Annotated in this window: 20 protein-coding genes, 1 tRNA gene and 1 pseudogene; 10 read left to right on the top strand and 12 right to left on the bottom strand. The window is 69.5% G+C overall.

Annotation, left to right across the window (positions count from 1 at the left end):
- The first annotated feature begins 368 nt into the window (after positions 1-368).
- Positions 369-4,643 carry a GH92 family glycosyl hydrolase gene (locus tag IEZ00_RS08500; RefSeq protein ID WP_189222641.1) on the top strand — a complete coding sequence of 1,425 codons (4,275 nt, stop codon included), beginning with the start codon at positions 369-371 and terminating at the stop codon, positions 4,641-4,643.
- Positions 4,644-4,650: 7 nt separating this feature from the next.
- Here the strand turns inward: IEZ00_RS08500 and IEZ00_RS08495 are convergent, their stop codons facing one another.
- Both IEZ00_RS08495 and IEZ00_RS08490 read right to left on the bottom strand, forming a co-directional pair.
- Complete coding sequence (locus IEZ00_RS08495; protein ID WP_189222640.1) at positions 4,651-5,556, bottom strand: cation diffusion facilitator family transporter; 906 nt, start codon at positions 5,554-5,556, stop codon at positions 4,651-4,653.
- A 16-nt stretch (positions 5,557-5,572) separates the two neighbouring features.
- Entirely contained in the window at positions 5,573-6,361 is a 789-nt protein-coding gene (locus IEZ00_RS08490; protein WP_189222639.1) for an alpha/beta fold hydrolase, read from the bottom strand.
- A gap of 65 nt (positions 6,362-6,426) precedes the next feature.
- On the opposite strand from IEZ00_RS08490, the gene IEZ00_RS08485 reads away from it, so the two are divergent.
- Together IEZ00_RS08485 and IEZ00_RS36395 are read left to right on the top strand one after the other, a co-directional pair.
- Positions 6,427-6,501: transfer RNA gene (locus tag IEZ00_RS08485), tRNA-Arg, on the top strand.
- A 392-nt stretch (positions 6,502-6,893) separates the two neighbouring features.
- Positions 6,894-7,099: pseudogene (locus tag IEZ00_RS36395) on the top strand (IS630 family transposase); the annotation flags it as partial.
- Positions 7,100-7,126: 27 nt separating this feature from the next.
- Here IEZ00_RS36395 and IEZ00_RS08480 read toward each other — a convergent pair.
- A complete protein-coding gene (locus tag IEZ00_RS08480; protein ID WP_189222638.1) occupies positions 7,127-7,921 on the bottom strand; it encodes a MerR family transcriptional regulator in 795 nt (264 codons plus the stop codon).
- A 78-nt stretch (positions 7,922-7,999) separates the two neighbouring features.
- Between IEZ00_RS08480 and IEZ00_RS08475 the strand changes: the two genes are divergently transcribed.
- The 3 genes from IEZ00_RS08475 to IEZ00_RS08465 all read left to right on the top strand — a co-directional run bounded on the left by IEZ00_RS08475 (position 8,000) and on the right by IEZ00_RS08465 (position 10,319).
- Positions 8,000-8,362 carry a nuclear transport factor 2 family protein gene (locus IEZ00_RS08475; RefSeq protein ID WP_189222637.1) on the top strand — a complete coding sequence of 121 codons (363 nt, stop codon included), beginning with the start codon at positions 8,000-8,002 and terminating at the stop codon, positions 8,360-8,362.
- A 38-nt stretch (positions 8,363-8,400) separates the two neighbouring features.
- Complete coding sequence (locus IEZ00_RS08470; protein ID WP_189222636.1) at positions 8,401-9,189, top strand: SDR family oxidoreductase; 789 nt, start codon at positions 8,401-8,403, stop codon at positions 9,187-9,189.
- A gap of 194 nt (positions 9,190-9,383) precedes the next feature.
- The gene (locus IEZ00_RS08465) at positions 9,384-10,319 is read left to right on the top strand and encodes an alpha/beta hydrolase (RefSeq protein ID WP_229795315.1); all 936 of its coding nucleotides are present in this window, start codon (positions 9,384-9,386) and stop codon (positions 10,317-10,319) included.
- A gap of 402 nt (positions 10,320-10,721) precedes the next feature.
- Here the strand turns inward: IEZ00_RS08465 and IEZ00_RS08460 are convergent, their stop codons facing one another.
- The 3 genes from IEZ00_RS08460 to IEZ00_RS08450 are packed head-to-tail and all read right to left on the bottom strand — an operon-like array spanning position 10,722 to position 12,929.
- The gene (locus IEZ00_RS08460) at positions 10,722-11,930 is read right to left on the bottom strand and encodes an MAB_1171c family putative transporter (RefSeq protein ID WP_189222634.1); all 1,209 of its coding nucleotides are present in this window, start codon (positions 11,928-11,930) and stop codon (positions 10,722-10,724) included.
- A 20-nt stretch (positions 11,931-11,950) separates the two neighbouring features.
- A complete protein-coding gene (locus IEZ00_RS08455) occupies positions 11,951-12,502 on the bottom strand; it encodes a hypothetical protein (protein WP_189222633.1) in 552 nt (183 codons plus the stop codon).
- The gene (locus tag IEZ00_RS08450) at positions 12,447-12,929 is read right to left on the bottom strand and encodes a helix-turn-helix domain-containing protein (RefSeq protein WP_189222632.1); all 483 of its coding nucleotides are present in this window, start codon (positions 12,927-12,929) and stop codon (positions 12,447-12,449) included. The genes IEZ00_RS08455 and IEZ00_RS08450 overlap by 56 nt, the downstream gene beginning before the upstream one ends.
- Positions 12,930-13,217: 288 nt before the next feature.
- Here IEZ00_RS08450 and IEZ00_RS36390 point away from each other — a divergent pair, with 288 nt between their 5' ends.
- The gene (locus tag IEZ00_RS36390) at positions 13,218-14,522 is read left to right on the top strand and encodes a PLL family lectin (protein WP_229795313.1); all 1,305 of its coding nucleotides are present in this window, start codon (positions 13,218-13,220) and stop codon (positions 14,520-14,522) included.
- 41 nt (positions 14,523-14,563) lie between these two features.
- Positions 14,564-15,961, top strand: a complete 1,398-nt coding sequence (locus tag IEZ00_RS08440; protein ID WP_189222631.1) for a CHAP domain-containing protein — start codon at positions 14,564-14,566, stop codon at positions 15,959-15,961.
- Positions 15,962-16,063: 102 nt separating this feature from the next.
- Here IEZ00_RS08440 and IEZ00_RS08435 read toward each other — a convergent pair whose 3' ends face one another.
- Both IEZ00_RS08435 and IEZ00_RS08430 read right to left on the bottom strand, forming a co-directional pair.
- Positions 16,064-17,194, bottom strand: a complete 1,131-nt coding sequence (locus tag IEZ00_RS08435; RefSeq protein WP_189222630.1) for a fatty acid desaturase family protein — start codon at positions 17,192-17,194, stop codon at positions 16,064-16,066.
- 11 nt (positions 17,195-17,205) lie between these two features.
- The gene (locus IEZ00_RS08430) at positions 17,206-18,261 is read right to left on the bottom strand and encodes a ferredoxin reductase (RefSeq protein WP_189222629.1); all 1,056 of its coding nucleotides are present in this window, start codon (positions 18,259-18,261) and stop codon (positions 17,206-17,208) included.
- Positions 18,262-18,344: 83 nt separating this feature from the next.
- On the opposite strand from IEZ00_RS08430, the gene IEZ00_RS08425 reads away from it, so the two are divergent.
- Positions 18,345-19,481 (top strand): PucR family transcriptional regulator, encoded by a 1,137-nt coding sequence (locus IEZ00_RS08425; RefSeq protein WP_189222628.1) that lies wholly within the window; start codon positions 18,345-18,347, stop codon positions 19,479-19,481.
- Positions 19,482-19,589: 108 nt separating this feature from the next.
- Here IEZ00_RS08425 and IEZ00_RS08420 read toward each other — a convergent pair whose 3' ends face one another.
- Both IEZ00_RS08420 and IEZ00_RS08415 read right to left on the bottom strand, forming a co-directional pair.
- Positions 19,590-20,651: an aldo/keto reductase gene (locus tag IEZ00_RS08420; RefSeq protein WP_189222627.1), complete on the bottom strand. Its 1,062-nt coding sequence runs from the start codon at positions 20,649-20,651 to the stop codon at positions 19,590-19,592.
- A 219-nt stretch (positions 20,652-20,870) separates the two neighbouring features.
- Positions 20,871-22,037 carry a hypothetical protein gene (locus IEZ00_RS08415; protein WP_189222626.1) on the bottom strand — a complete coding sequence of 389 codons (1,167 nt, stop codon included), beginning with the start codon at positions 22,035-22,037 and terminating at the stop codon, positions 20,871-20,873.
- A 69-nt stretch (positions 22,038-22,106) separates the two neighbouring features.
- On the opposite strand from IEZ00_RS08415, the gene IEZ00_RS08410 reads away from it, so the two are divergent.
- Positions 22,107-23,306 carry a ScoMcrA-related endonuclease gene (locus tag IEZ00_RS08410; RefSeq protein ID WP_189222625.1) on the top strand — a complete coding sequence of 400 codons (1,200 nt, stop codon included), beginning with the start codon at positions 22,107-22,109 and terminating at the stop codon, positions 23,304-23,306.
- A gap of 95 nt (positions 23,307-23,401) precedes the next feature.
- Here IEZ00_RS08410 and IEZ00_RS08405 read toward each other — a convergent pair whose 3' ends face one another.
- Both IEZ00_RS08405 and IEZ00_RS08400 read right to left on the bottom strand, forming a co-directional pair.
- Entirely contained in the window at positions 23,402-23,605 is a 204-nt protein-coding gene (locus IEZ00_RS08405; RefSeq protein WP_189222624.1) for a DUF397 domain-containing protein, read from the bottom strand.
- Between the two features lie 20 nt (positions 23,606-23,625).
- Positions 23,626-24,474: a helix-turn-helix domain-containing protein gene (locus IEZ00_RS08400; protein ID WP_189222623.1), complete on the bottom strand. Its 849-nt coding sequence runs from the start codon at positions 24,472-24,474 to the stop codon at positions 23,626-23,628.
- Between the last annotated feature and the right edge of the window lie 283 nt (positions 24,475-24,757).

Genomic DNA, 24,757 nt, shown 5'->3' with positions numbered 1-24,757 from the left:
CGACTCCCCTACTTCCACTTCTTCGGAAGGACACCGCCTCCAGGAGGAGGTTCCCGTAACGCTATGCCACTACCGGCCGGTTCACATTTACGACGATTGAGTGAATCCGCTGGTGAGGCCACCTCGACTACGCTCAGAGAGTAAGCGCTACTCGCGGTCAACCATCCCATCGGAATAACTCTCACCTGATCCGCTGAAGTCCGCCCCCGAGCCTGCACCGCCCGCGCGGGTAGATCTCTTGGAGCAGCGGGCGGACAGGTCTGCGGACAGAATGGGCGACCGATCTTGACAACGATGTCAGCCAAAAGTTTCGCTGGCCCGCGAATCGGCCCGGTAGTCGGGCCGGATCGGGGCGAAAGGCGTGCGCGATGGGGCACATGCGAAGCAGGAGATCGCTGGTCGTGACGACGACCGCTGCGGTGGTGCTGGCGGGGGTGGCAGGCTGGACCCCCGCGACCGCCGCACCGGGGGAGCCCGCCATGAGCGAGACGATCTTCGCGACCTCCTTCGAGGACGGGCAGCCGCAGCCGAAGTGGAGCAGCACCGTCGAGACGGGCCCGGACGGCGCGCCCAGGACCTCGGGGGTCGACGGCGCCGACTCCACCACCATCCCCGGCAACATCACCGACGGGGTCGTGGACGTGGCGGCGAACTCGGAGTTCGTCGAGGCGGGCGAGGTCAAGGAGAACCTCGTCGACGGCAACATCACCTCCAAGTGGCTGGCTTTCACCCGGACGGGATGGGTCAGGTTCACCTTCTCCGAGCCGGCCACGGTCAAGCGCTACGCGCTGTCGTCGGCCAACGACGAGCGCCCGCGTGACCCGAAGGACTGGACCCTGAGCGGGTCCAACGACGGCCAGAACTGGACCGCGCTCGACACGCGGGCGGGCGAGGCGTTCGCCGAGCGGCACCAGACCAACGTCTACGAGGTCCCCGGCAACACCACCGCCTACCGGCACTACCGGCTCGACATCACCGCCAACACCGGCGCGCCGGACGCCACCCAGCTGGCCGAGGTGCAGTTCTCCGACGGCTCGGACGCGCCGCCCCCGCAGAACATGCGCACCACCGTGGGCAGGGGCGCCACCGGCGGCTACAACGCCAAGGCGCGGGCGGGCTTCACCGGCGTGAAGGCGCTGCGCTACCAGGGCACGCACCGCGCCGAGGGCCGCGGCTACTCCTACAACAAGGTGTTCGAGGTGGACATCCCGGTCACCGCGCGCACCGAGCTGTCCTACCTGATCTTCCCGTCGTTCATCACCGACGACCTGAACTACCCCTCCACCTACGCCTCGGTGGACCTGGCGTTCTCCGACGGCACCTACCTCAGCGACCTGGGCGCCCGCGACCAGCACGGCTTCGGGCTGTCCCCGCGCGGCCAGGGCGAGTCCAAGGTGCTCTACACCAACCAGTGGAACCGGGTCGCCTCGGTGATCGGCTCGGTGGCCAAGGGCAAGACGATCAAGCGCGTCCTGGTCGCCTACGACAACCCCAAGGGCCCGGCCGCGTTCAACGGCTGGATCGACGACATCGCGGTGAAGTCCGCCCCCGCCACCGTCGACCGCGCGCGGCCCACCGACTACGTGCTCACCACCCGCGGCACCAACTCCAGCGGCTCCTTCTCGCGCGGCAACAACATCCCCGCCACCGCGGTGCCGCACGGATTCAACTTCTGGGTGCCGATGACCAACGCGGGCTCGACCCGCTGGCTCTACGAGTACGCCAAGACCAACAACGACGACAACCTGCCGACCATCCAGGCGTTCACCGCCAGCCACGAGCCCAGCCCGTGGATGGGCGACCGGCAGACCTTCCAGGTGATGCCGTCCACCGGCACCCCCACCGCCGACCGCGCGGTGCGCGCCCTGCCGTTCAAGCACGAGAACGAGACCGCTCGGGCGCACTACTACGGCGTGACGTTCGAGAACGGGATGCGCACCGAGATCGCGCCGACCGACCACGCCGCGCTGTTCCGCTTCACCTTCACCGAGGACACCTCGAACCTGGTGTTCGACAACATCAGCAACGCGGGCGGGCTGACCCTCGACCCGGCCTCCGGTGTGCTGACCGGCTACTCCGACGTCAAGAGCGACCTGTCCGTCGGCGCGACCCGGCTGTTCGTCTACGGCGTGGTGGACAAGCCGGTCAAGGGCAGCGGCAGGCTCACCGGCGTGGGCCGCGACGACGTGGCGGGCTACTTCCAGTTCGACACCTCGGCCGACAAGACCGTGACGCTGAAGCTGGCCACCTCGCTGCTGGGCGTGGAGCAGGCCAAGAAGAACCTCGACCTGGAAGTGTCCACTTCGGACACCTTCGACTCGGTGCGCGACCGCGCGCAGCGGGCGTGGGACAAGGTTTTGAGCATGGTCGAGGTCGAGGGTGCGACCGAGGACCAGCTCACCACCCTGTACTCCAACCTCTACCGGCTCTACCTGTACCCGAACTCGGGCTTCGAGAACACCGGCACCGCGGCCGACCCCAAGTACCAGTACGCCAGCCCGGTGCAGCCAGCCGCCCCGAGCACGCCGACGCGGACCGGCGCGAAGGTCGTCGACGGCAAGATCTACGTCAACAACGGGTTCTGGGACACCTACCGGACCGCCTGGCCCGCCTACAGCCTGCTCACCCCGCACAAGGCCGGTGAGCTGGCCGACGGGTTCGTGCAGCAGTACCGCGACGGCGGCTGGATCTCCCGCTGGTCCTCCCCCGGCTACGCCGACCTGATGACCGGCACCAGCTCCGACGTGGCGTTCGCGGACGCCTTCGTCAAGGGCGTGGAGGACTTCGACGCCAAGTCCGCCTACGACGCGGCGGTGAAGAACGCCACCGTGGCGCCGCCGAGCGCGGGCGTGGGCCGCAAGGGCCTGGAGACCTCGATCTTCACCGGCTACACCTCGACGGCCTCCCACGAGGGCATGTCGTGGGCGATCGAGGGCTACGTCAACGACTACGGCATCGCCAACATGGCCAAGAAGCTGCACGAGCGGACCGGCGAGGCCAAGTACCTGGAGTCCTACGAGTACTTCACCAACCGTGCGCAGAACTACGTCCACATGTTCGACCCCGGAGCCAAGTTCTTCCAGGGCCGCAACCCCGACGGGACGTGGCGCGTGCCCGCCGACGAGTACGACCCGCGCGTGTGGGGCTACGACTACACCGAGACCGACGGCTGGAACATGGCGTTCTCGGTGCCGCACGACGGCCAGGGCCTGGCCAACCTCTACGGCGGGCGCGACGGGCTGGCCAAGAAGCTCGACGACTTCTTCGCCACCCCCGAGACGGGCAAGTTCACCGGCTCCTACAACGGCGTCATCCACGAGATGACCGAGGCGCGCGACGTCCGCATGGGGCAGCTGGGGCACAGCAACCAGGTGTCCCACCACATCACCTACATGTACGACTACGCGGGCCAGCCGTGGAAGACCCAGGAGAAGGTCCGGGAGATGCTGGGCCGCCTCTACACCGGCAGCGACATCGGCCAGGGCTACCCCGGTGACGAGGACAACGGCGAGCAGTCGGCGTGGTACCTGTTCAGCGCGCTGGGCTTCTACCCGCTGCAGATGGGCAACGACACCTACGCCATCGGCTCCCCGCTGTTCACCAAGGCGACCGTGAAGATGGACAACGGCCGCAAGCTCGTGGTGAACGCGCCGAAGAACAGCGACCGCAACATCTACGTGCAGTCGCTGAAGGTCAACGGCAAGAAGTGGGACAAGGCGTACCTGCCGCACTCGGAGATCGCCAACGGCGGCACCCTGGACTTCGACATGGGCCCCAGGCCGTCGAAGTGGGCCACCGGGGCGGACGCCGCCCCGCCGTCGCTGACCCCGGCGGGCGAGCCCGCCAAGCCGCTGCGCGACGTGACCGGCCTGGCGACGGTGACCGCCTCCGCCGACCCGGCGCGGGTGCTGGACAACACCTCCACCACCGAGGGCTCGCTGTCCTGGCTCCAGGTCGACCTGGAGGACAAGAAGGAGAAGGCCGAGTTCTACACGCTGACCTCGGGCAAGGCGGCGGGCGACCCGACCGGGTGGGTGCTCAAGGGCTCCTACGACGGCAAGACCTGGGTCACCGTGGACGAGCGCTCCGGCGAGTCGTTCACCTGGCGGCAGCAGACCAGGCCGTTCAAGATCGCCAAGCCCGGCCACTACCAGCACTACCGCCTGGAGTTCCCGTCCTCGGCGACCCTCGCCGAGGTCGAGCTGCTGGCCAAGCCGTTCGTCACCTGCGCGAACACCATCACCGACCAGCACACCGGCTCGCTGACCGTCCGCGAGGGCGTGACCTGCGTGGACGGCGGCACGGTGACCGGCCCCGTCGCCGTCACCCAGGGCGCGTCGCTCTACGTGTTCGGCGGGCAGCTGCGCGGCCCGGTCTCCGCGGCGGGCGCGGCGGCGGTCGTGCTGGTCGACACCGAGGTCGGCGGCCCGGTGAGCATCACCGGCACGCGCGGCGAGGTCTCCCTGGAGGCCACGTCGGTGGGCGGCCCGGTCACCCTGATCGGCAACCGGGGTGGCACGGCGCTGGCGGCCAACACCGTGGCGGGCCCGCTGTCCTGCGTGGGCGGCGAACCCGCGCCCGTCGACAACGGGTGGGCCAACGAGGTGCGCGGTCCCAAGCTGGGGCAGTGCGCCAAGCTGTGAGGTGAGGTCACCAGGGGATTTCGCGGCACTTGCGCGCGGAATCCCCTGGTTCGACCTGCAGCGTGGCGTGCTCGATGTGGTAGCGCCGCGCCAGCAGCTCCCGCGCCGACTCCAGCACCTCGGCGGGGTCGGCGTCCTGGCAGGTCGTCAAGTGGGCGGAGGCGACCTCCATGCCCGAGGTGAGCGTCCACACGTGCAGGTCGTGCGCCTCCTCCACGCCCGGCAGCGTGGCGAGGTCGGACTGCATCTCCGCCACGTCCAGCCGCTCCGGCGCGTGCTGGAACAGGATGCGCAGCGCGCCCGCCGCGAGCTTCCAGGTGCGCGGCAGCACCCACAGGCCGATCGCGACACCCATCAGCGGGTCGGCGTAGCGCCAGCCGAAGACCAGCGTGACCGCCCCGCTGACCAGCACGCCGACCGAGCCCACCAGGTCGGCCAGCACCTCCAGGTACGCGCCCCGGACGTTGATGCTCTCCTTCGCGCCGTCCTTGAGCACGAGGAAGGCGACGACGTTGGCCACCAGGCCCGCTGCGGCGGCCAGCACCACCGGCAGGCCCGGCACCGCGGGCGGGTCGTCGAAGCGCCCCACGGCCTCGTAGACCACGTAAGCGGCCACCCCGAACAGCAGCACGGCGTTGGCCAGCGCGGCCAGCACTTCCGCCCGGTACAGCCCGAACGTGCGCCCCCGCCCGGTGGACGCGCGGCGCGCGGCCATGATCGCCGCCAGCGCCATCCCCACCCCGACGACGTCGGTGAGCATGTGCGCGGCGTCGGAGACCAGGGCGAGCGAGGAGGTCGCGATGCCGACGGCGAACTCCACGACCATGAAGGCCGCGCCGACCGCGAACGCGATCCACAGCCTGCCGACGTGCTTGGCGCCGCCGGAGGCGCCGTGCCCGTGTCCGTGCCCCATGAGCGGGAACATATAGTCATATGCGCATGAGAGCAACCCGCGAGATTCGGTCCGCGACCTCGTCGGGGTGGGTCACCGGCGCCCAGTGCTTCGCGTCCAGCCTGCTCCGCGTCAGGTTCGGCGCCCACGGCTCCGCGGCTTCCAGGTACCCGATCTTCACGAACGGGTCTCCAGTTAGCTCGATCTGGTGAACCCTGGTGGCGGTCCTGATGGGCGCGGGAGCCCTGCCCACGTTCGCCCGGTACAACTCCAGGCCGTTGACCAGCTCGCGGGTCCGCCGGCGCTGGGTGAGCCGCCACAGCAGCTCCGGGAGGACCGGGAGCAGGAAGCCCGCGATGTACCAGGAGTGGCGGACCTCGTTGAGCACCCTGAGCGGGTGACGCCTGTTGCGGTGGAGCCAGTCCGCGATGTGCCCCAAGGACGGGCCGGAGATGCTCGTGAAGCTCGCGAACAGCTCCGGGTGGCGCTCCACCGCGTGCCAGCCCTGGCAGGAGCCCCAGTCGTGGCCCACGAGGTGCACCGGCGGCTGGGCCGTCGCCTCGACCACCCGCCTGAGGTCGCTCGTGAGGTGGTCAAGGCGGTAGCCCCTCCTGGCGGCAGGCGCTTCGGAGCCGCCCGAACCACGTGTGTCGTAACGCACAACGTGGAAGTTGCCCTCCAGGCGGGCCGCCACCTCGTCCCAAAGCGCCGAAGTGTCCGGGTAGCCGTGCACCAGCACCACCGTCGGCGCGTCCGGGTGCCCCTGCTCCACGACACGAAGCCGCAGGTCATCGCCTTGCACGTAGCGCTCGCGGAGGGTGTGCATGACTTTGGAGGGTAGGGGGTGAAAGGCGCTTCGCGCAGTGCGCTAAGCTTCTCCCCGTAGCTACGGCCCCCGTAGCTCAGGGGATAGAGCACCGCCCTCCGGAGGCGGGAGCGCAGGTTCGAATCCTGCCGGGGGCACCACAAGGATGAGAACAAGATCACCGGCCGTAGCCGGTGATCTTGTTCTCCTTTTTTTCTTGTTGCGCTGTTCACAACGCCGCCGAGCGTCATCGAGCGAGATGGTGAATCGGAAGTGATCGGTTGCCCGCTGGGTGGCTGGTCGAGGTCGAGGGTGCGCATCGGTTGTCGCCTGCGGGTGGTCGCGGCGCTGGAGTCCGGGCAGGTCGAGGGCTACAGGCAGGCGGCGGGGTGTTCGGGGTCTCCGAACGCTCGGTGGGCACGTGGTGGCGGGCCTACCGGCGGGACGGTCGCGACGACCTGGCGACCAGCGAAGGACGTCCCGGCCCCGCCGAACTGATCAGCGCGGAGGATCGGGGCACGCTGTTCGCATTGTGGCCGCGCCGCCACGGTCCACCCCGCCACGCCCGGCCCGCCGTGCCTACGAACAACAGCCCGCCGCGGTGCGCGCGTGGCTGGACGAGGAGTACCTGGCGATCGAGGTCAGGGCGAAGGCCGAGGGCGCGTGATCGCGTGGGGCGACCAGCGCGGGCTGCGTTCCGACACCGCACCGCCCGGCCGATCGCGGTGGTTCCCCGACCAAGGCGGTTGTCCCGTTGTCCTGGGACCCCGCTCCGCACTGACCGCTTCAGGTGACGCGGAAGACCGGCCAGCCGATCTCGGTGCGCCACGCGGCGGGATCGCTCGAGTCACGAGGACCGACGGCGTAGACCTCCCGCACCGGTCCGGCCACCGACATCGCGTTCTCCACCACCCAGGTCCCGAGTTCGCCGTACGTGACATCGGCGCCGTTGTGCTCGCCGACGTGAGTGGTGACGGCCAGTTCCGCGGCCGGAAGAACTACGGGGTGCACGCGTCCGGTGCGAGGTGGCGCAGCGGTCGGCAGGTAGACCAGCGCGTGACCGCGCTCCTGTTCGAAAAGGGCGTTGTCGTAGCAACCGCCCGGCGGTCCGGTCACGGCGGAGCCGACGGCCGCCTCCAATTCGGCCATCGCGCCTGCGAACCAGGCAGCGACCTCGTGATGCTCGATCACGGCCTCCACCGCCGCGACCGTCCGGGCGGGCTCCGCACGCAGTTCGACGTCGATCGGCGCGGGGTTGGGCCGGAGCAGGCGCCGCAGCGACACGACCGCGGCCCTGGTGCGGTCGAGCGCGTCCTCGAGGCGTTGCAGGTGGTCCGCGACCAGGGCCGCCCGGACACCGGGGTCGGGGGTCCGCAGGATTCGCCGCACGTCGCTCAGGGGGACGTCGAGTTCGCGGAGCCGGTGGATGACCTGCGCGGTCGGGATCTGGTCGACGGCGTAGTAGCGGTAGCCGGTGCTCTCGTCCACCACGGCGGGTTCCAGCAGGGCCGCCTCGTGGTAGCGGCGCAGGGTCCGCACGCTCAGGTGGGTCAACCGCGAGAACTCCCCGATGGTCAGCACCCGTTCATTGTGGACTCTCCCCCTGGGGGAGAGTCCACGGCTTGACCCTCCCGCCCCGTGAGGTCACACAGTGGGCTCATGACACAGCACACCGATCTTCCGTCCGACCTGCTCCCGGCCACCGTGCGCGAGTTCTTCGCCGCCCACGTCGCCCGCGACGCCGACACCGCCTCGTCGTTCCTCACCGAGGACGTCGTGGTCGTGGACCAGGACGAGACCTTCCGCGGCCGAGAAGCGGTCCACGCGTTCCTGCGAGACGCCGGGTCCGAGTTCGAGTACACGACCGAGCACATCGGCGCTCGCCGCGTCGATGACGCCCACTGGGTGGTGACCGTGCGGATCGAAGGCACCTTCCCTGGTGGAGTCGCCGAGCTCGACTACCGGTTCGCACTGCGGGGCGACCTCGTCGCCGAACTCGTCATCGCCAACCACACGGCCTGACCGAACCCGTGCCGCATCGATCTTCAGTGGAGAGAGAAATGTCTGGTTCAGATCGCGATCGTCTCGACGGTCGCCGGGCGCTGGTCACCGGCGGTTCGAAGGGCTCGGGCAAGGCCGTCGCAGGGAGACTGCGAGAGATGGGTGCCGACGTCTACGTGACGGCGCGAACGATGCCCGACGGGTACGAGCACCCAGACCGATTCATCGAAGCGGACCTGATGACGGTCGAAGGCACCAACGCGGTGGCCGCTCGAATCGCTGAGGTCGGCGGCGCACTGGACATCCTGGTGCACGTCGTCGGAGGTGCGTCGACGCCCGCCGGCGGATTCGCGGTCATCACCGACGACCAGTGGCTCACGGAGCTGAACCTCAACTTCCTGGGAGCGGTGCGGCTCGATCGAGCGCTTCTCCCGGCAATGATCAAGTCCGGGGCGGGCGTGGTGCTGCACTTCACCTCGATCCAGCGTGAACTGCCCCAGTACGACGCGTCCCTGGCGTACGCGGCAGCGAAGGCCGCTCTGCGCACGTACAGCAAGGGACTCGCCAACGAGCTCGCGCCGCGCGGCGTACGGGTCAACGCGATCAGCCCCGGCGGGATCGAGACCGAAGCCTATGAACGATTCGTGGACCGGATCGCCGAGGGCAACGGGCTCACACGTGAAGCAGCCAAGCAGACCATCTACGACTCCCTCGGAGGCGTGCCCCTGGGGCGATTCGCGAGGACCGAGGAAATCGCGGACCTGGTCGGGTTCCTGGTCTCGGACCGCGCCTCGGCAATCGTGGGCGCCGAGTACGTGATCGACGGCGGGACCGTTCCGACCGTCTGAGCCGGGAGCCGGTTCCGAGCAGCCACTCGCGAACAGTTCGGCCCGGCCGCCGAACCCCTCCCGCACGAGCAGAACTCTCATCCAGTCTCGCGCCGCAAGGAGAGCATATGACTACGCACGTCACGGATCGGTCCTCCCCCCAGCCGGTCGGACCGCCGCCCCCCTTCGATCCAGAGCTCGCTCCCGTCGTCGAGATGCTGGCCAGCCTGCGCCCTCCCGATGCGTACCGTTCGGACAACATCGATGAGATGCGCGAGCCCGTCCCTGGGGTGGAATCCCCGACCGACGAGATCCTCTCGCGCGGTGGCGCCTACAGCGTGCAGGAGCGGGCGGTGCCAGGGCCGGGTGGGGAACCGGACATCTCGCTGCTGATCTGCCTCCCGAAGCAGGCGGCGACCCCGACTCCGGCGATCTACTACATCCACGGCGGCGGCATGATCGCCGGAGACAACCGGTTCGGCCTGGCCGAGATGCTGGACTTGGCCGAACCGATGGGCATGGCCGTGGTCTCGGTCGAGTACCGGCTCGCACCCGAGACACCCCACCCTGGCCCGGTCGAGGACTGCTACGCGGGCCTGGTGTGGGTGTCGGAGCACGCCCACGACCTCAACATCGACCCCGAGCGCATCGTTGTCGGCGGTATGAGCGCCGGCGGCGGCCTCGCGGCAGGTGTCACTTTGATGGCGCGCGACCGCAGCGGCCCGGCCGTCCTGGCCCAACTGCTCCTGTCGCCGATGCTCGACGACCGCAACGACTCGCCCTCCGCCCAGCAGATGCGCGGCCTCGGCATCTGGGACAGCTCCTCGAACGAGACCGGGTGGAACGCGCTCCTCGGCGACAGCGTGCGCGGAGGACCGGACGTGTCCGCGTACGCCGCGCCTTCCCGTGCCGCGGACCTCTCCGGCCTGCCGTCCACGTTCGTCGACGTCGGGTCGGCCGAAACGTTCCGGGACGAGGACGTTGCCCATGCGAGCCGCATGTGGCAGGCGGGCTGCCACGTCGAACTGCACGTTTGGCCCGGCGGGTTCCACGGGTTCGACGTCGTGGTTCCTCACGCCGTGCTCTCGCAGGACGCCATCGCTGCCCGAGCGGCGTGGCTGCGCCGTCAACTGGGGCGTGCTCCCCGGTGAGGCGCTGAGCTGGGCGCGTGACCCGTGATCGGGTGTTGTCGGCCCAGGCGTGAGAGCGGATCACGCCGTTGTCGCCGACGCAGTGCGGCAACGGCCGCCCATCTCGTGATCACCGGTAGACGATCGAGGACATCGTGTTCCCCCACCCGCGTTCAACCTCGAACACCGCCTCTGATCGCGGGGGTGGGGGGTGGGGGTCACCGCGATGGCCGCGAAGCTCATCACCGGTAAGCCTTTTCGCACGTCACGGAGGTTCTCGTACCGATGTCCGGGTGGAGTGACCACTGTGCGACGACTTCGCACGGACGGCAGGGAGGTCTCAGCGGCGTAGCGCCGGGTCACGGGCACCACCGGCGCTGCGGAATCCGCCAACCGGCTCGGGGACGACGTCGACCCGCCAAGTCAGCGGTCAGGCGGGCGGCTGTGGGACTCCACAGGTGCGCTGAGCGCGGCTGGCCGGACTTTTCCGACGAACCGCGAGACCTCGCGCAACCAGGCGACGTTGCGGGCCAGGTCGGCCTCCACCTCCAGTCGCGGGTGGAACGACTCGGCGCCTTCGACCCGTTCGTGCCGCTCCAGCGCGGACGTCAGCATCGCCGCCTCGGCGAACGCCGCCCGCTGGTCCCCGCTCAGCCCCGTGCGATCCGCAGTCGCGAGCGCGTGGTCGTACTCGGCCGGGTCGCAGTAGTCGGTCAACGCGCGGCGCGCGTCCCAGATCTGGACCACCCGCAGGTGCAGCCGGAGGTCCATCTCGCGCGGGCGCGGTGCCCACTTGTCGTCCCACCACGACCCGATCCCCGTGCTGCCCAGGTCCATCGTCACGTGCGGGAACCGCGCGGTGAGCGCCGCCCACAACGAGTGCAGCTGGTGGTGCGCCCGGTACAGCCGCGCCCACCGGATCAGCGCGGTGAGCCTCGGCCCCCAGCCGGGCACGGTCAGGCCCAGGAACCCGAGGGGCACAGCCACCAGGATCACCGGTCCGGTCAGGGTCATCTCCCCGACCGGGGGCCTGACGCCGAAGCGGGCCAGCAGCAGGTAGGTCACTTTGATGACGCTGTAGACGACACCGATCGCACACCCGGCGGTACCGACAGCCATGCCCCGCCTGATCCACGGATCGCTCGCCAGCCGGGCCCACCGCGCGGACAGCAGCCCGACGGTCAGGACCATCGTGCCGAGGTAGGCCGCGTAGACGGCGAGGTAGAGCGACGAGAACGGCGCGTCGACGTAGAGCGCGAGGAAGCCCGCGGAGTAGTCGGCGGGCGCGGCCATGAACGCGAACGCCACCGCGATCGCGATCGCGGCCAGCAGCACCGCGCCGTGCCGCTTGGCCAGCCGCTTCGCCTCCGCTAGCGGGTGCACCGAGAACAGGAAGAACGCCATCACCAGGTAGAGGCTGCTCATCGTGAGTCCGTGCTGCACCACGGAGATCCACCACTTCACCGGGTCGATCGGGTGGACCAGGTGGGCCCCCGCGGTGACCATGCCCAGCCCGACGGACGCCGACATCGCCAGCGACGCCCCGCAGAGCGCGCGCAGAGCGCGGTTCGCTCGCCTGGTGCCCAGTGACCGCACCAGGTACCCCAGGGACAGCGCCGTGGCGAGTGCCATCACGACCATGATCGGCGAGATCATCGGGTTCTCGCGGTGGTGAGAGCGGCGCGGAAGCGTTCGTCGGCCTCCGCGATCTCGGGCGGGCGCACGCGGGGGGCGATCATGCTGCGCGACGCACCGATCCGCAGCCACATCAACGCCGCCGCGACCTCGGCTTCGGTCTCCTCTAATTGCGAGTAGCCGTGCCTGCGCGCGAACCGCTGCGCTGATTCGACCACGTCCGGGTCCAGTTCGGACAGCTCATCCGCTGAGCCGAGATCGTCCAGCGTGGTGCCGCGGTGCCCGAAGAGCACGTGGGCGACCTCGTGCATGATGATGTGCTCCTGCTGCAGCATCGGCAGCCGGTCGTCGAACACGATCACCAGGTCGTCGCGCCGTTCGATGACGAGCCCGCCGGGGCCGTCGGCGGGCAGCTCCGCCGGGAACAGCGAGATCGGCTTGCCGCGTCGGGCCGCGATCCGGTCGAGCAGGGCGCCGATGTCGAACGGGGTCGGCCACTCCAGCTCGTCGAGCTCACGGTCGATCCGCTTGCGGAGGCTGCGCAGGCTGGAACGGCGTTGCTCGGTCATGCGGTTCTTGCCCCTGCTCCTCGGATTCGCCAAGTTTCTCGATCAGCTGGGCGACGGCCGCGAGGCTGTTCGCGGACAGGCTGCCGAGCCGGGCGTTCACACCCCGCACACCGTGCTGCTCGGCCACCTGCTGCAACCGTCGCGCCGCCAGCAGCGAGTCGAGTTGCTCGTCGGCGGCGGCCGCGCTCTCCTCGTCGAGGAAGTAGCTCACGCGCACGCCGAAGAACCGCGCGAGCGCCTCCAGCGTCTCGATCTTCGGGTTGGTCTCCTGGCCGGTGCGCAGCTTCCACACCGTGGTGCGGGACTTGCCGATGTGCTCACCGATGACCTGGTCCGCGACGCTGTCGGGCCCGTCCCGCTGGGCCTTCTTCTCGATCAGCGTGGACAACGCCCGCGCCAAGGTGCGCCGCTCCTGTGCAGCCGGCACGACTCCCTCCCCGCCACGGCACCTCGGGGTCGTGGCGCCCTGGGTGCCATGTTCAGTAAACTTTACTTGACAGCCTCCCCCGCAGGTCGGCTAGATTGCTCAGCGTACTCAACCGGGGGTTGGGTCGGACCATCACCAGGGGGGCGTTCTCGTGGAGATCTCGACCGGCTGACGCCCGCCACGTTCCGCAGTTGACCGATCGACCCGTGCTGCCTTTTTCGACTCGGCGGTTTTCGGGCTCGGAAGAATGCGCAGAAAATGCAGGGGGAATGAATGTCCTGTTTTCGCATGCCCACAATAGGCCTCGCGGTGCTCGCCGCCTGCGCCTCGCTCGCCGTCGTGCACCCCTCGGCGTCGGCGACCGAGTGCTCCTTCCCGCTACCCCCGCGTGACCTCGCGGTCACGACGCGGGTGCACCAGGTGGGCGTCAGCCTCGGGGTGTCGGACAAGGTCATGCTCGCCGGGTTCGAGACCGGCTGGGTCGAATCGCACATGAACAACCTGGACTGCGGTGACCGCGACTCACTCGGTGTCTTCCAGCAGCGGCCGTCGATGGGCTGGGGCACGGCCGAGCAGATCCGGGACGTGAGTTATGCGGCGACCATGTTCTTCACCGTCGCCAGGGACAACGAAGCGAGAAATCCGGGGTACACGGCGGACCAGATCGCCCAGGCGACGCAGCGCTCCGCGTTCCCGGACAGGTACCGGGAGGCCGAGGCCTACGCGCGGCAACTGCTGGCCGAGGCGCGTGACCACGTCTCCACCGGCAAGGTCTACGACAACATCCGCCGCCCCGACGGGTCCTGGCAGGGCCGGGGCATCGCCGACGGCGGGTCGATCTCGCAGCAGTCGGTGGCGGGCGCGCCCAACGGCGACATGCACCTGCTGACGGTGTCGAGGGGCTCGGTCTACCACAACATCCGGCGCGCCGACGGCACCTGGCAGGGCGCCCGCGTCGCCGACAACGGCGGCACCGTCCGCGAGACCGCCGCCACCGTCACGCCCAGCGGTGAGCTGCACCTGTTCACCCTCGCCGGCGGCAACGTCTTCCACAACGTCCGCCGCGCGGACGGCGGTTGGCAGGGCGCGAACCTCGCCGACAGCGGCGGCACCGTCTCGAAGCTCTCGGCGACCACCACCCCCAACGGCGACGTGCACCTGCTCACGCTCGCTGGCGGCAACGTCTTCCACAACGTCCGCTTCGCCACGGGCGACTGGCAGGGCGCACGCGTCGCCGACGGCGGCGGCACGGTCAGCGGCATCTCCGCCACCACGAACATCGCCACCGGTGACGTGCACCTGTTCACCCTCACCGGCGGCCGGGTCTTCCACAACATCCGCTTCGCCACGGGCGACTGGCAGGGCCCGAACGTCGCCGACGGCGGCGGCAGCGTGACGCAGATCGCCGCGGGCGCGACCCCGAACGGCGAAGTGCACCTGCTCACGCTCTCCGCCGGGCGCACGTTCCACAACCTCCGCCGCGCCGACGGCACCTGGCAGGGCGCCAACCTCACCGACAACGGCACCAGCGCCTTCCAGCTCGCCGCGACCGGGATGCCCAACGGCGAACTGCACGTGGAAACGATCGCGTGACCCGCGTCCCCAGCTGGAACTCGAGCAGAGAAGACACCGACATGTCACAGCGCACGACCCTGCGCCGGATCGCGACGTCACTCGCGGCCACGGCCATCGCACTGACCGGCCTGTTCGTCGGCGGCGCCCCGGCCGCGCTGGCGGGCACCGCGACCGACATCGCGACCATCGCCGCCGAGAACGTGGGCAAGGGCCCCTGTACCACCAACTCCAGGGGCGGGATGGGCTACTACACCAGTTGCACCGGAGCGAGCGGCGCTCCCGAAGCGTGGTGCGCCGACTTCGCCAAGTGGGTGTGGAACGAGGCGGGCGCGGACGTGCGCGGCCTGACCGCCGCCGCCGGTTCCTTCGGCAAGTACGGCCCGATCGAGACCACTCCGGAGGTCGGCGACGCCGTGCTGTTCAACTACAACGGCAACGGTTACGCGGACCACGTCGCCCTCGTCGTCGCCGTCAGGCCCGGCAGGATCACCACGATCGGCGGCAACCAGGGCAGCGGCAGCGCCGCCACCAACAAGGTTTCGTACTACCACGACATCTCGTCCGCCGTCGGTTCCACCGCGACCGGCCAGCGGCTGGACGGGTACGTCAGCCCGCGCGGTCTCACAGCCGCGACCGGAAACGTGTTCGACAACATCCGTCACGCCAACGGCACGTGGCAGGGCCCTCGCGTCGCCGACGGCGGCAGGGTCAGCGAAGTCGCCGTCACCGGCGAGGCGGCAGGCGACATGCACATGTTCACGCTCGCGGGCGGCAACGTCTTCCACAACCTCCGCCGCGCGGACGGTTCGTGGCAGGGCGCGAACATCGCCGACAACGGCGGCACCGTCTCCCGCTTGGCGACGACGGCGACCGGGCGCGAGGTGCACCTGTTCACGCTGGCCGGCGGCAACGTCTTCCACAACCTCCGCCGCGCGGACGGCTCGTGGCAGGGCGCGAACATCGCCGACAACGGCGGCACCGTCTCCGACATCGCGGCCACCGCGACGCCCAACGGCGACGTGCACCTGTTCACCCTTTCCGGAGGCAGGGTCTTCCACAACGTCCGCTTCGCCGCAGGCGACTGGCAGGGCCCGAACGTCGCCGACGGCGGCGGGAGCGTGGGCGACATCGCGGCATCGGGCACGCCCGCCGGCGAGGTGCACCTGTTCACGCTGGCCGGCGGCAACGTCTTCCACAACGTCCGCCACGGCAGCGGTGAGTGGCAGGGCGCTCGCGTCGCCGACGGCGGTGGCACCGTCGCGCAGATCACGACGGGTGCGACGCCCAACGGCGACGTGCACCTGATCACGCTGACCGGAGGCAAGGTCTTCCACAACGTCCGCTTCGCCGCAGGCGACTGGCAGGGCCCGAACGTCGCCGACGGCGGCGGCCGCATCATCCAGGTCGCGAGCACCGGTATGCCCAATGGTGAACTGCACGTCGAGACGATCGCCTGATCGCATCGGCGGGCACGACGGGCACCCATCCTCCCGTGCGGGGGACGGGTGCCCGTTCTCGCATCCGCGTCGCTGTGGGAGACCGGCGTGCACAACACCCGGTCAGGCCGCGACGCGCTCCTTCGCACGGCCGGGCACCTTCACCGTCTTGTTCGGCTTGACCGACTTGTTCGGCAGCGAGAGCCGGAAGACCTTGCGCCACGCCGAGAAGACCTGCTTGGGCAGCGATCCCGAGACGTACTCCAGGCCGTAGCGGTCGAACAGCTCCCGCACCTTCGGCGCGATCTCGCCGTAGCGGTTGCTCGGCAGGTCCGGGAACAGGTGGTGCTCGATCTGGTGCGACAGGTTGCCGGTCATGATGTGCATCGCCTTGCTGCCGCTGATGTTGGCCGAGCCGAGCATCTGCCGCAGGTACCACTGGCCGCGCGTCTCGCCGTCGATCGAGCGGCGCTCGAAGGTCTGCACGCCCTCGGGGAAGTGGCCGCACATGATCACCGAGTGGCTCCACAGGTTGCGGACCAGGTTCGCGGTGAACGTCGCGCCGAGCGTGGTGAGGAACGAGGGGCCGGACAGCAGCGGGTGGATGATGTAGTCCTTCAGGACCTGCTTGCGGATCTTCTTGCCGACCTCGCGGGCCCGCGCCCGGAACTCGGGGTTCTTGCGGCGGCTCTTGTGCAGGTTCTTGCCGAGCTCCAGGTCGTACGCGGCGATGCCGTACTCGAAGAAGCAGGCGTTGATGAAGTTCCACAGCGGCTGGCCCAGGTGGAACGGGTGCCACTTCTGGTCCTCGTCGACGCGCATGATGCCGTAGCCGAGGTCGTTGTCCTTGCCGATCACGTTGGTGTAGGTGTGGTGCAGCTCGTTGTGGGAGTGCTTCCACTGCGCGGCGGGCGAGACGTGGTCCCACTCCCAGGTCGTGGAGTGGATCTTCGGGTCGCGCATCCAGTCCCACTGCCCGTGCAGGATGTTGTGGCCGATCTCCATGTTCTCCAGGATCTTGGCCACGGACAGGCCCGCGGTGCCGATCAGCCAGGCGGGCGGGAACAGGGAGAACAGCAGCACGCCCCGGCTGCCCATCTCCAGCTTGCGCTGCACCGAGATGACCTTGCGGATGTAGGCGGCGTCGCGCTCGCCCCTGCTGGCGATCACCTCGTCGCGCAGCGCGTCCAGCTCGCGGCCGAGCTGCTCGATCTGCTCATCGGACAGGTGGGCGGTGGGATCGATGGCGGTCATGCTGGTCGCTCCTAGCGTTCGATCTCGCAGGCGCCCGCCGCGGCGGACACGCAGGTCTGGATGAGTACTCCGGGCTCGGCCGTGGTGACCTCGCCGGTGCGCAGGTCGCGGACGGCGCCCGCGCGCAGCGGCGTGACGCAGCCGAAGCAGATGCCCATGCGGCAGCCGGACGGCATCAGCACGCCCGCCTGCTCCCCGACGTCGAGCAGCGGCGTGGCCCCGTCGGCCTCGACGGTTTTGTCGGTGGTGGTGAACGTGACCGCGCCGCCCTCGCCGGTCACCAGCGCGGCGGGGCGGAACCGCTCGGTGTGCAGGCGGTCGGCGATGCCGTGCCGCGCCCAGTGCTCCTCGGCGGCGTCGAGCAGGCCCGTGGGACCGCATGCCCAGGTCTCGCGCTCGGTCCAGTCGGGCACGTGCTCGTCGAGGCGGGTGATGTCGAGGGTGCCCGCGGTGTCGGTGTGCCGCTCGATCAGCCGGAGCGCCTTGTCGGCGGCCAGGTCGCGCAGGTCGTCGCGGAAGATGACGTCCGCCTCGGTCGGCGCGGAGTGCAGCACGACCACGTCGGCGAGCGCGGTGTCGCGCAACATGCCCATCACGGGCGTGATGCCGCTGCCCGCTGTCAGGTAGAGCACCTTCGCGGGCTTGACGGCGGGCAGCACGAAGTCGCCGCTGGCCTGGTCGAGGTGGATGACCGTGCCCGGCTTGGCCCGGCGGACCAGGTGGTTGCTGACCTTGCCGTCCGGCATCGCCTTCACGGTGATCGTGATGCGGCCGTCGGCCCGGCTCGTGGGCGAGGTGACGGAGTAGGCCCGCCACAGCCGCACGCCGTCGACGTCCACGCCGACCCGGATGTACTGCCCGGCGACGTGGCCCTTCCAGCCGCGACCGGGCCTGATCACGATGGTGGCCGCGTCGCGGGTCTCGGGGTGGATCGCCTCGATGCGCCCGCGCAGGTCGGCGCCCGAGCGCAGCGGGGCGACCAGGTCCAGGTAGTCCGAGGGGAGCAGCGGCGTCGTGACCATCTCCAGCAGCCTCAACGCCCTGGCGCGGAGGGCGACGCTTGTCATGCATCCAGCATGATGTGGCTTCGGGCGTAAAGTCCTGACCGCAGGACGTGAACTGTGTTCTTGGTTTTGTACTGGGAGAACAAATGAGTCGCGCCGTCGAGGGTGCTGCCGAGCTCGGCCTCGACCACGCCGCGATCGCGGCGCTGCGGGCGTTGCTGCCGGTCACGGCCGACGAGGTGGTCCAGGCGGTGATCGACGAGGTGCCCAGTTACGAGGGCGCGCTGTCGGGCCGGATGGGCGTCACGATCCGCCGCGCCGTGCGCACCGCGCTGAGCCACTTCCTGGACGTGGCGGACGGCGCGGACACCCAGGACGTCGCCACCGAGGCCGCCTACGAGCTGGGCCGCGGCGAGGTGCGCGACGGCCGCTCGATGGACGCCCTGCTCAGCGCCTACCGGGTCGGCGCGCGGGTGGCGTGGCGCAGTCTCGCCGCCGCAGCCGTGTCCTCCGGTCTGCCCGCCGACCGGATCGCCAAGTTCGCCGAGCTGCTCTTCGTCTACATCGACGAGCTGTCCGCAGCCAGCGCCGCCGGACACGCCGACGAACTGGTCGTCCGGGGCCGGGTGCGGGAGCGCTACCTGGAGCAGCTCTGCCGTGACCTGATCGCGGGCGAGAGCGAGGAGGTGTTGATCGCGAGCGCCGAACGGGCGGGCTGGACGCCTCCGGGTTCCCTGACGGCGGTGTTGCTGCCGTCCTCGCATGCCCGCTCGGCGCATCGGCTGCTCGACCCCCGCACGCTGCTGCTGGAGGACCTGCCGGATTCCACGGCCGTGCTCCTGGTGCCCGACGCGGACCGCGAGCACGTGCTGCGGCTCATGGCGGACCGCTCCGCCGTGGTCGGCCCGGCCCGGCCGTGGACGCGGGCGGCGTCGTCGTTCGCGCGGGCCACGCGGGCCCGCGCACTGTCCGAGGGCACCCTCGACACCGAGCGGTGCCTGGTCGACCTGGTGCTCAGCGCCGATCCCGAGGCCTACGCCGATCTTCGGGCACGCGTTCTGGCGCCGCTGCGCGATCAGCGACCGGCGACCGCGCGGCGACTGGAGGAGACGCTGCGGGCGTGGCTGCTGCACCACGGGCGGCGCGACGAGGTGGCGGCGTCGCTGTTCGTGCACCCGCAGACCGTGCGGTACCGGATGGGCCAGTTGCGGGACCTGTTCGGGGATCTCACCTCGCCGGAGCGGGTCCTCGAACTCACGCTGGCACTGGCCAGGCACCCCTGACGCAGCCTGCCCACGAAGGCGGAAGCAGGTTCGAATCGCGTTGGGACACCAGCGGAGGAGGCATCCCCGACGGACGCCTCCTCCTCCGCCTGTCCACCTCCGGGTCGATCAGGACACCGGCGAAACCCGGTTCTCCCAGAGGTCCGTCACTCCCCAGCGGTCCGCCCCCTGGGTGTCGAGCATCCAGCCGGGGTACTCGGGCGGCAGCTCACTGACCTCGTCCAACCGCCGGATCTCATCCTCGTTCAACACGACGTCGACCGCGGCGAGGTTGTCCTGGAGCTGGGAGAGCCGCTTGGCCCCCACGAGCACCGAGGTCACCGAGGGACGAGTGAGGAGCCAGGCGAGCGCGATCCGCGCCGGACTGCAGCCGTGAGCCTCGGCGATCGGCCTCAACACGTCCAGCACGTTCCACACCCGGTCCCTGTCGACCACGGGGAAGTCGAACCCCGAACGCCGGGCCCCGTCCGGCGACTGGTTGTCCCGGCTGAACTTCCCCGACAGCAGACCGCCCGCCAGAGGACTCCACACCAGCAGGCCCAAACCCTCCTCCTCCAGCAGCGGGACGATTTCGCGCTCAACGTCCCGCCCGGCGACGGAGTAGTAAGCCTGCACGGTGTTCAGCGGCGCGAGGCCGAGGCGTTCGCCGATCCCCAGCGCTTTCGCGATCCGCCAAGCCTGCCAGTTCGACACACCCACGTAGCGGACCTTGCCCTGCCTGACGAGATCGTCCAGAGCGCGGAGCGTCTCCTCCAACGGCGTCACCAGATCGGTCGCGTGAACCTGGTAGAGATCGATGTGATCCGTCCGCAACCGGCGCAGGCTCGCTTCGACGGCGTCCATGATGTGCCCCCGCGAGGCACCGACGTCATTGCGGCCCGGCCCCATCCGGCTGTACACCTTCGTCGCGAGGACGTATTCGTTCCTCGGAATCCCCAGCTCGCGGAACGCCCGCCCGAGAGTCTCCTCGCTTTCCCCCGCGGAGTAGACGTCGGCGGTGTCGAAGAAGTTGATCCCGCCGTCCACAGCGGCCTTGACGAGTTCGTTGGCGCCCGCTTGGTCGACGTTGCCGATGTGCTCGTACACACCGCTGGCCCCGCCGAAAGTCATCGTGCCCATGCAGAGCTGCGAGACTATCAGCCCGGTGTTCCCCAACCTCTTGTACTTCATCCCACTGCCTCCCGTTTCGTGACTTACCGGCCGGCACTGTCAACGAAGTTAGGGTGATCCGAGCCTCACAGGGAGGGTGCGTCACACCCACTATAAGCAAGGGCGCTCACCGAACTCGTCCCCTCAGGGCGGGTTGGCGAGCCACAAGATCATGAGCACGGCAGATAAGCATCGGCAGTTCACACTGCTGGCTGAGCGACACTGCCAGCACTGCCGTGCTCACCCTCGAAAGACGTTCTCCCGGTGCCAGCGGAAATAAGGTGCCGAGCCGTCGTGGAATGCTTCGGTCACCCGTCCCCGCAGCAGTTCCAGGTGCGGCTCCAACGGACCACCAGCAGAGGCGGTGAGCACCACGCCGCTCTCGTCCACGGTGACATAGCCCAGTTCGAACAGCTTGTCGCAGCCGAACGCACAGGCGAGCATGGCGATGTTCTCCAGGTCCTGCCGCTCGTCGTCCGTTGCCACTCGACGCCTCTTGATGTGTGCGGCGATCAGGAACGCCACCGGAAACGGCCTCCCGCACAGCGCGCACGACGCGACCTCGGCATCGCCGACGAGCAGTTCGCGGAGCGCACCCTGTTCCTTCCGATACGTGGCCATCGCTCGCCCGTCCAACTCGGCGAACCCCTGGGCACCTCGCTTCAGCGGCCTGCGCACAGCGCTGCCGTCCTCCACGCCCGCATCGGCCACTGTCGCAACCAGCGCACCTGTCACGTCTTCGACCGGTGCCCGCCCGTCTTTGGTGAGCCGGTGGAGCCCTGCCTGGACGTCGTCCAGCGCGACCTGTACCGGTCCGTCGGTGGTTTCCACCACCACCGCGTCCCTTGGGACCGCCACGATCCGTCCGACACCAGGCAGCTCCTCACCGATCCGCAGGCGCAGCTCGTCGGCCACCTCCACCTGCACCGAGGGCCACACGATGTCGTGCCGCACCCCCTGCAGCTCGCGTTGCAGCCGCGCAGCGTCCTCCGGCCCGTATCCCGGCACCTCCAGCCGCAACCGGATGCGCCTGGTGCCGTTCCCCGATTTCGAAGCGGCCTTCGACTGGCCAACCCGCCGTTGCGCATTGGTGAGTTGCCTGCGCAGGGTGAGGAAGTCCGATTCCGACGTCAACCGCAGGGGCTCGTGCACAAGCAGCCGGTCCACCTCGGGCAGGTTCTGCTTCTGCGTCTGGCGTGTGTCGACCAGCGCTCGGCGCACTACAGCGCGTCGGTCCCCGAGCCGACGCAGCAGCAATTCCAACGCCTCCAGGTAATCGCGGTTGCGCTCGCCGCGACCAGAGGCTCTCCCTCCTGAACTCTCCAGCACCAACGACAGCCCGCCCTCCTCGACCTCGACCGAGAAGGCGGCGTCCAGCAGGAACCCGGAATCGGTGACGAACGGCACTCCGACACCGTGCCAGAGAGCTTTGGCGAACGTCGAGCACGTGCATCGTGCACTGTGCATGATGCACGTGTGCTGAAGACAGCCCTGTCCGAGATCGGCCGACAGGAAGTGCTGCGCGCGATCGCGGAGCACGACAAATTGGGTGCCGAGGAGTTCCTGAAGCGCTACGGCTACGGCGAGGCACGGGCGCTCCTGCTGGTCCACGAGGGGCGGCACTACCCGTCCAAGGCGATCGTCGGCGTCGCCCACGGCTTCCTCCCCGGCCGGACAACGCTTCGGCCTAAGGACTTCACCGGCGGCATCGCCTCGGTGGTCCGGGTCCTGGAGGGCCTCGGCTTCACCGTGCGGGATCTGCGCGAAACAGGCGAGCCCGATCCACCTGCGGAAGACCTCCTGTCCGGCCTGCTCGCGCTCGACTCCGCCACGCTCCACGAGCCACTCGCCCTGCTGTGGGCGATCAGCCGGGTCGAGAACAGCGATCGTCTGCACACCTTGGGGCGCTTCCGCTCCGAGGTCGGCGATGTGCTTGCCGAGTTCGGCGGCGATAACGCCCCCCACCCGGAACGCGCGTTCCACGAGCTGAGCCGGACAGGCGCGTGGGAGGTCGTCCAGTCCGGGGACGCGGAGCCGCGCGCGGGCTTCACGGCGTGGTCGCACGAGCGCCTGCGGGCTGACGTCGCCTTCCGGACCAGGGCGATCAACGCGATCCGCGCGCGCTTCCTCCACAGCATCGACGATCACGAGGCGCTGCTGGCATTCGTCGGCCTCGCCGACTACGCACGGGTGGACGCCTTAGGCACGTCGACACCCGGCAAACGTCCGCGCTCCGGCACCGCCACGGCGCGCGTGCGCGACGTGGCGAGGCACGTGAAGGCGTTGCACGACAACCAGTGCCAGTTCTGCGGCACGCGTCTGCGCACCGGCTTCGGCTTCCACAGCGAGGCCGCCCACATCGTGGGCCTCGCCGCCGTGCACGGCGGCGAGGACGTGCCCGAGAACGTGTTGTGCCTGTGCCGAAACTGCCACGTCCAGTTCGACACGTTCGCGCTATACGTGGACGAGCACGACGTGGTCCGCTGGGTTCACGACGGCAGCGAGGCGGGCCGGTTGCGCCGCCACCCCGAGCACTACGTCGACCCGGCCCACCTCGCTTACCAGCGGAGCCTGTGCGCGATCGATCCGGGACCGGGAGGCCCCGTCCCTCCGCCCGCACGCGGTGGCGTGCACACCGGATGGCCGGACGCTGGTCGTCGGGTTCGCGATCGGTGAGCAGGGCGATGCCAGGCGGATGCTCGCCGGCGCCACCTACACGGATCGGCCACCCCCATACCGAGTCGTTTCCCGATGAACGTCAGCCTGGCCGATCAGCCGTCGAACCGACCGGTGCGCACTCCGTCCAGGAACGCCGCCAGCCGAGCCCGCTCGAACCGCAGCACAGGCCCGCTCGGGTTCTTCGAGTCACGCAGCATGTCCCGCGTGTGCGCCAACTCGACGCACTCCCCGCCGGAGTTCCCACTGCGGGTGCTCTTGCGCCAGCGCAACGCCTCCTCCTTCCGCTGCGGGATCATCAGCCCCTCCTCTGCTGGAGTCATGGTTGCGACGAGAGGCTATCCAGAAGGGCCAGGGTGTCGGCAGGGGTTGCGGAGGCATCGATCAGCTCGCTGAACACGCGCGCGTAGTGCTCGACTCGGCCGGCTTCATCGACCAGCAGGCCGTCCGTCAAGGTCTCCAGGTAGACCGTCGTCGGTCGGTCGCCCGAGGGCGTGAGGATGGTGAACGGGAAGTACAGCGCACCCGTCAGCCCGCGCCCATCCGGAACGACGCGGAAGGTGATGTTCGGGCGGTCGCACAGCTCCCGGAGATGTCGGATCTGCTCGGCGCGGATCTCCTCATCGCCCACCGGAGCACGCAACACGGACTCCTGGACCACCAGCGTGATCTCCGGCGGATTCGGACCATGTAGGCGTTCTTGCCGTACCAGCCGAGCACGAACCAGGCGTTCGACATCGTCGGACAGCAACGTGCGGTTGGTCTGGATCACCGCTCGCGCGTAGCGCTCTGTCTGGACCAGGCCGTGCAGCAGATCCGGCCGGTATGACTCGATCTTCCGCGCCGTCTCCTCGGTGTTGAAGAACTTCCGCAGCCGGTCGGGTATCGCCTTGCCCCAGTCCGTGGGCGGTCGCTTCCGCCTGCCCTCCTCGTTGAGGTGCTGGAGGTCGGCGCGTGCCTCACCACTGACACCGAGCAGGTCGAGGATCGCGGTCAGCTCCACCGGAGAAATCGAGGTGTCGCCGCGCACCAGCTTGCCCGCCTTGGACTCCGAGCAGCTCAACGCGCGTCGGATGTCGACGCGCGTGACGCCCTTCTGCCGCATCAGCTTGCGGATCTGCTCGGCCAGCGCCGCCCGGTACTCGGCGGGACTGCGGTCGCCGCTCATCGTCTCCCCTTCGCACGTGATCGCGGACAGTGTGCCCGAGCCGGGCGAGTCCGCATCTCACTCCAAAGTGGAATGGTCAAGTTGACCGGTCCGGTTTACGGTCGTGTTGCTCCACCGACCGCTGCGGGGAGCCCCTACCTCGCATCACGTCACGGTCACCAGGTGCGAGGTAGGGGCACATCTCCAGCCCAGCAGGAGGTCACACGTGGACACCTGGACGGCCTTCAGCGCTCTGCTCGGCCTCTACCTGACCGCCGCCTGCGCGGCACTCGCGCTGGTCACC

Origin of the sequence: Saccharothrix coeruleofusca, from assembly GCF_014648515.1 — a bacterium.
Taxonomy (GTDB): domain Bacteria; phylum Actinomycetota; class Actinomycetes; order Mycobacteriales; family Pseudonocardiaceae; genus Actinosynnema; species Actinosynnema coeruleofuscum.
This window is presented reverse-complemented; position numbering and strand designations above follow the sequence as displayed.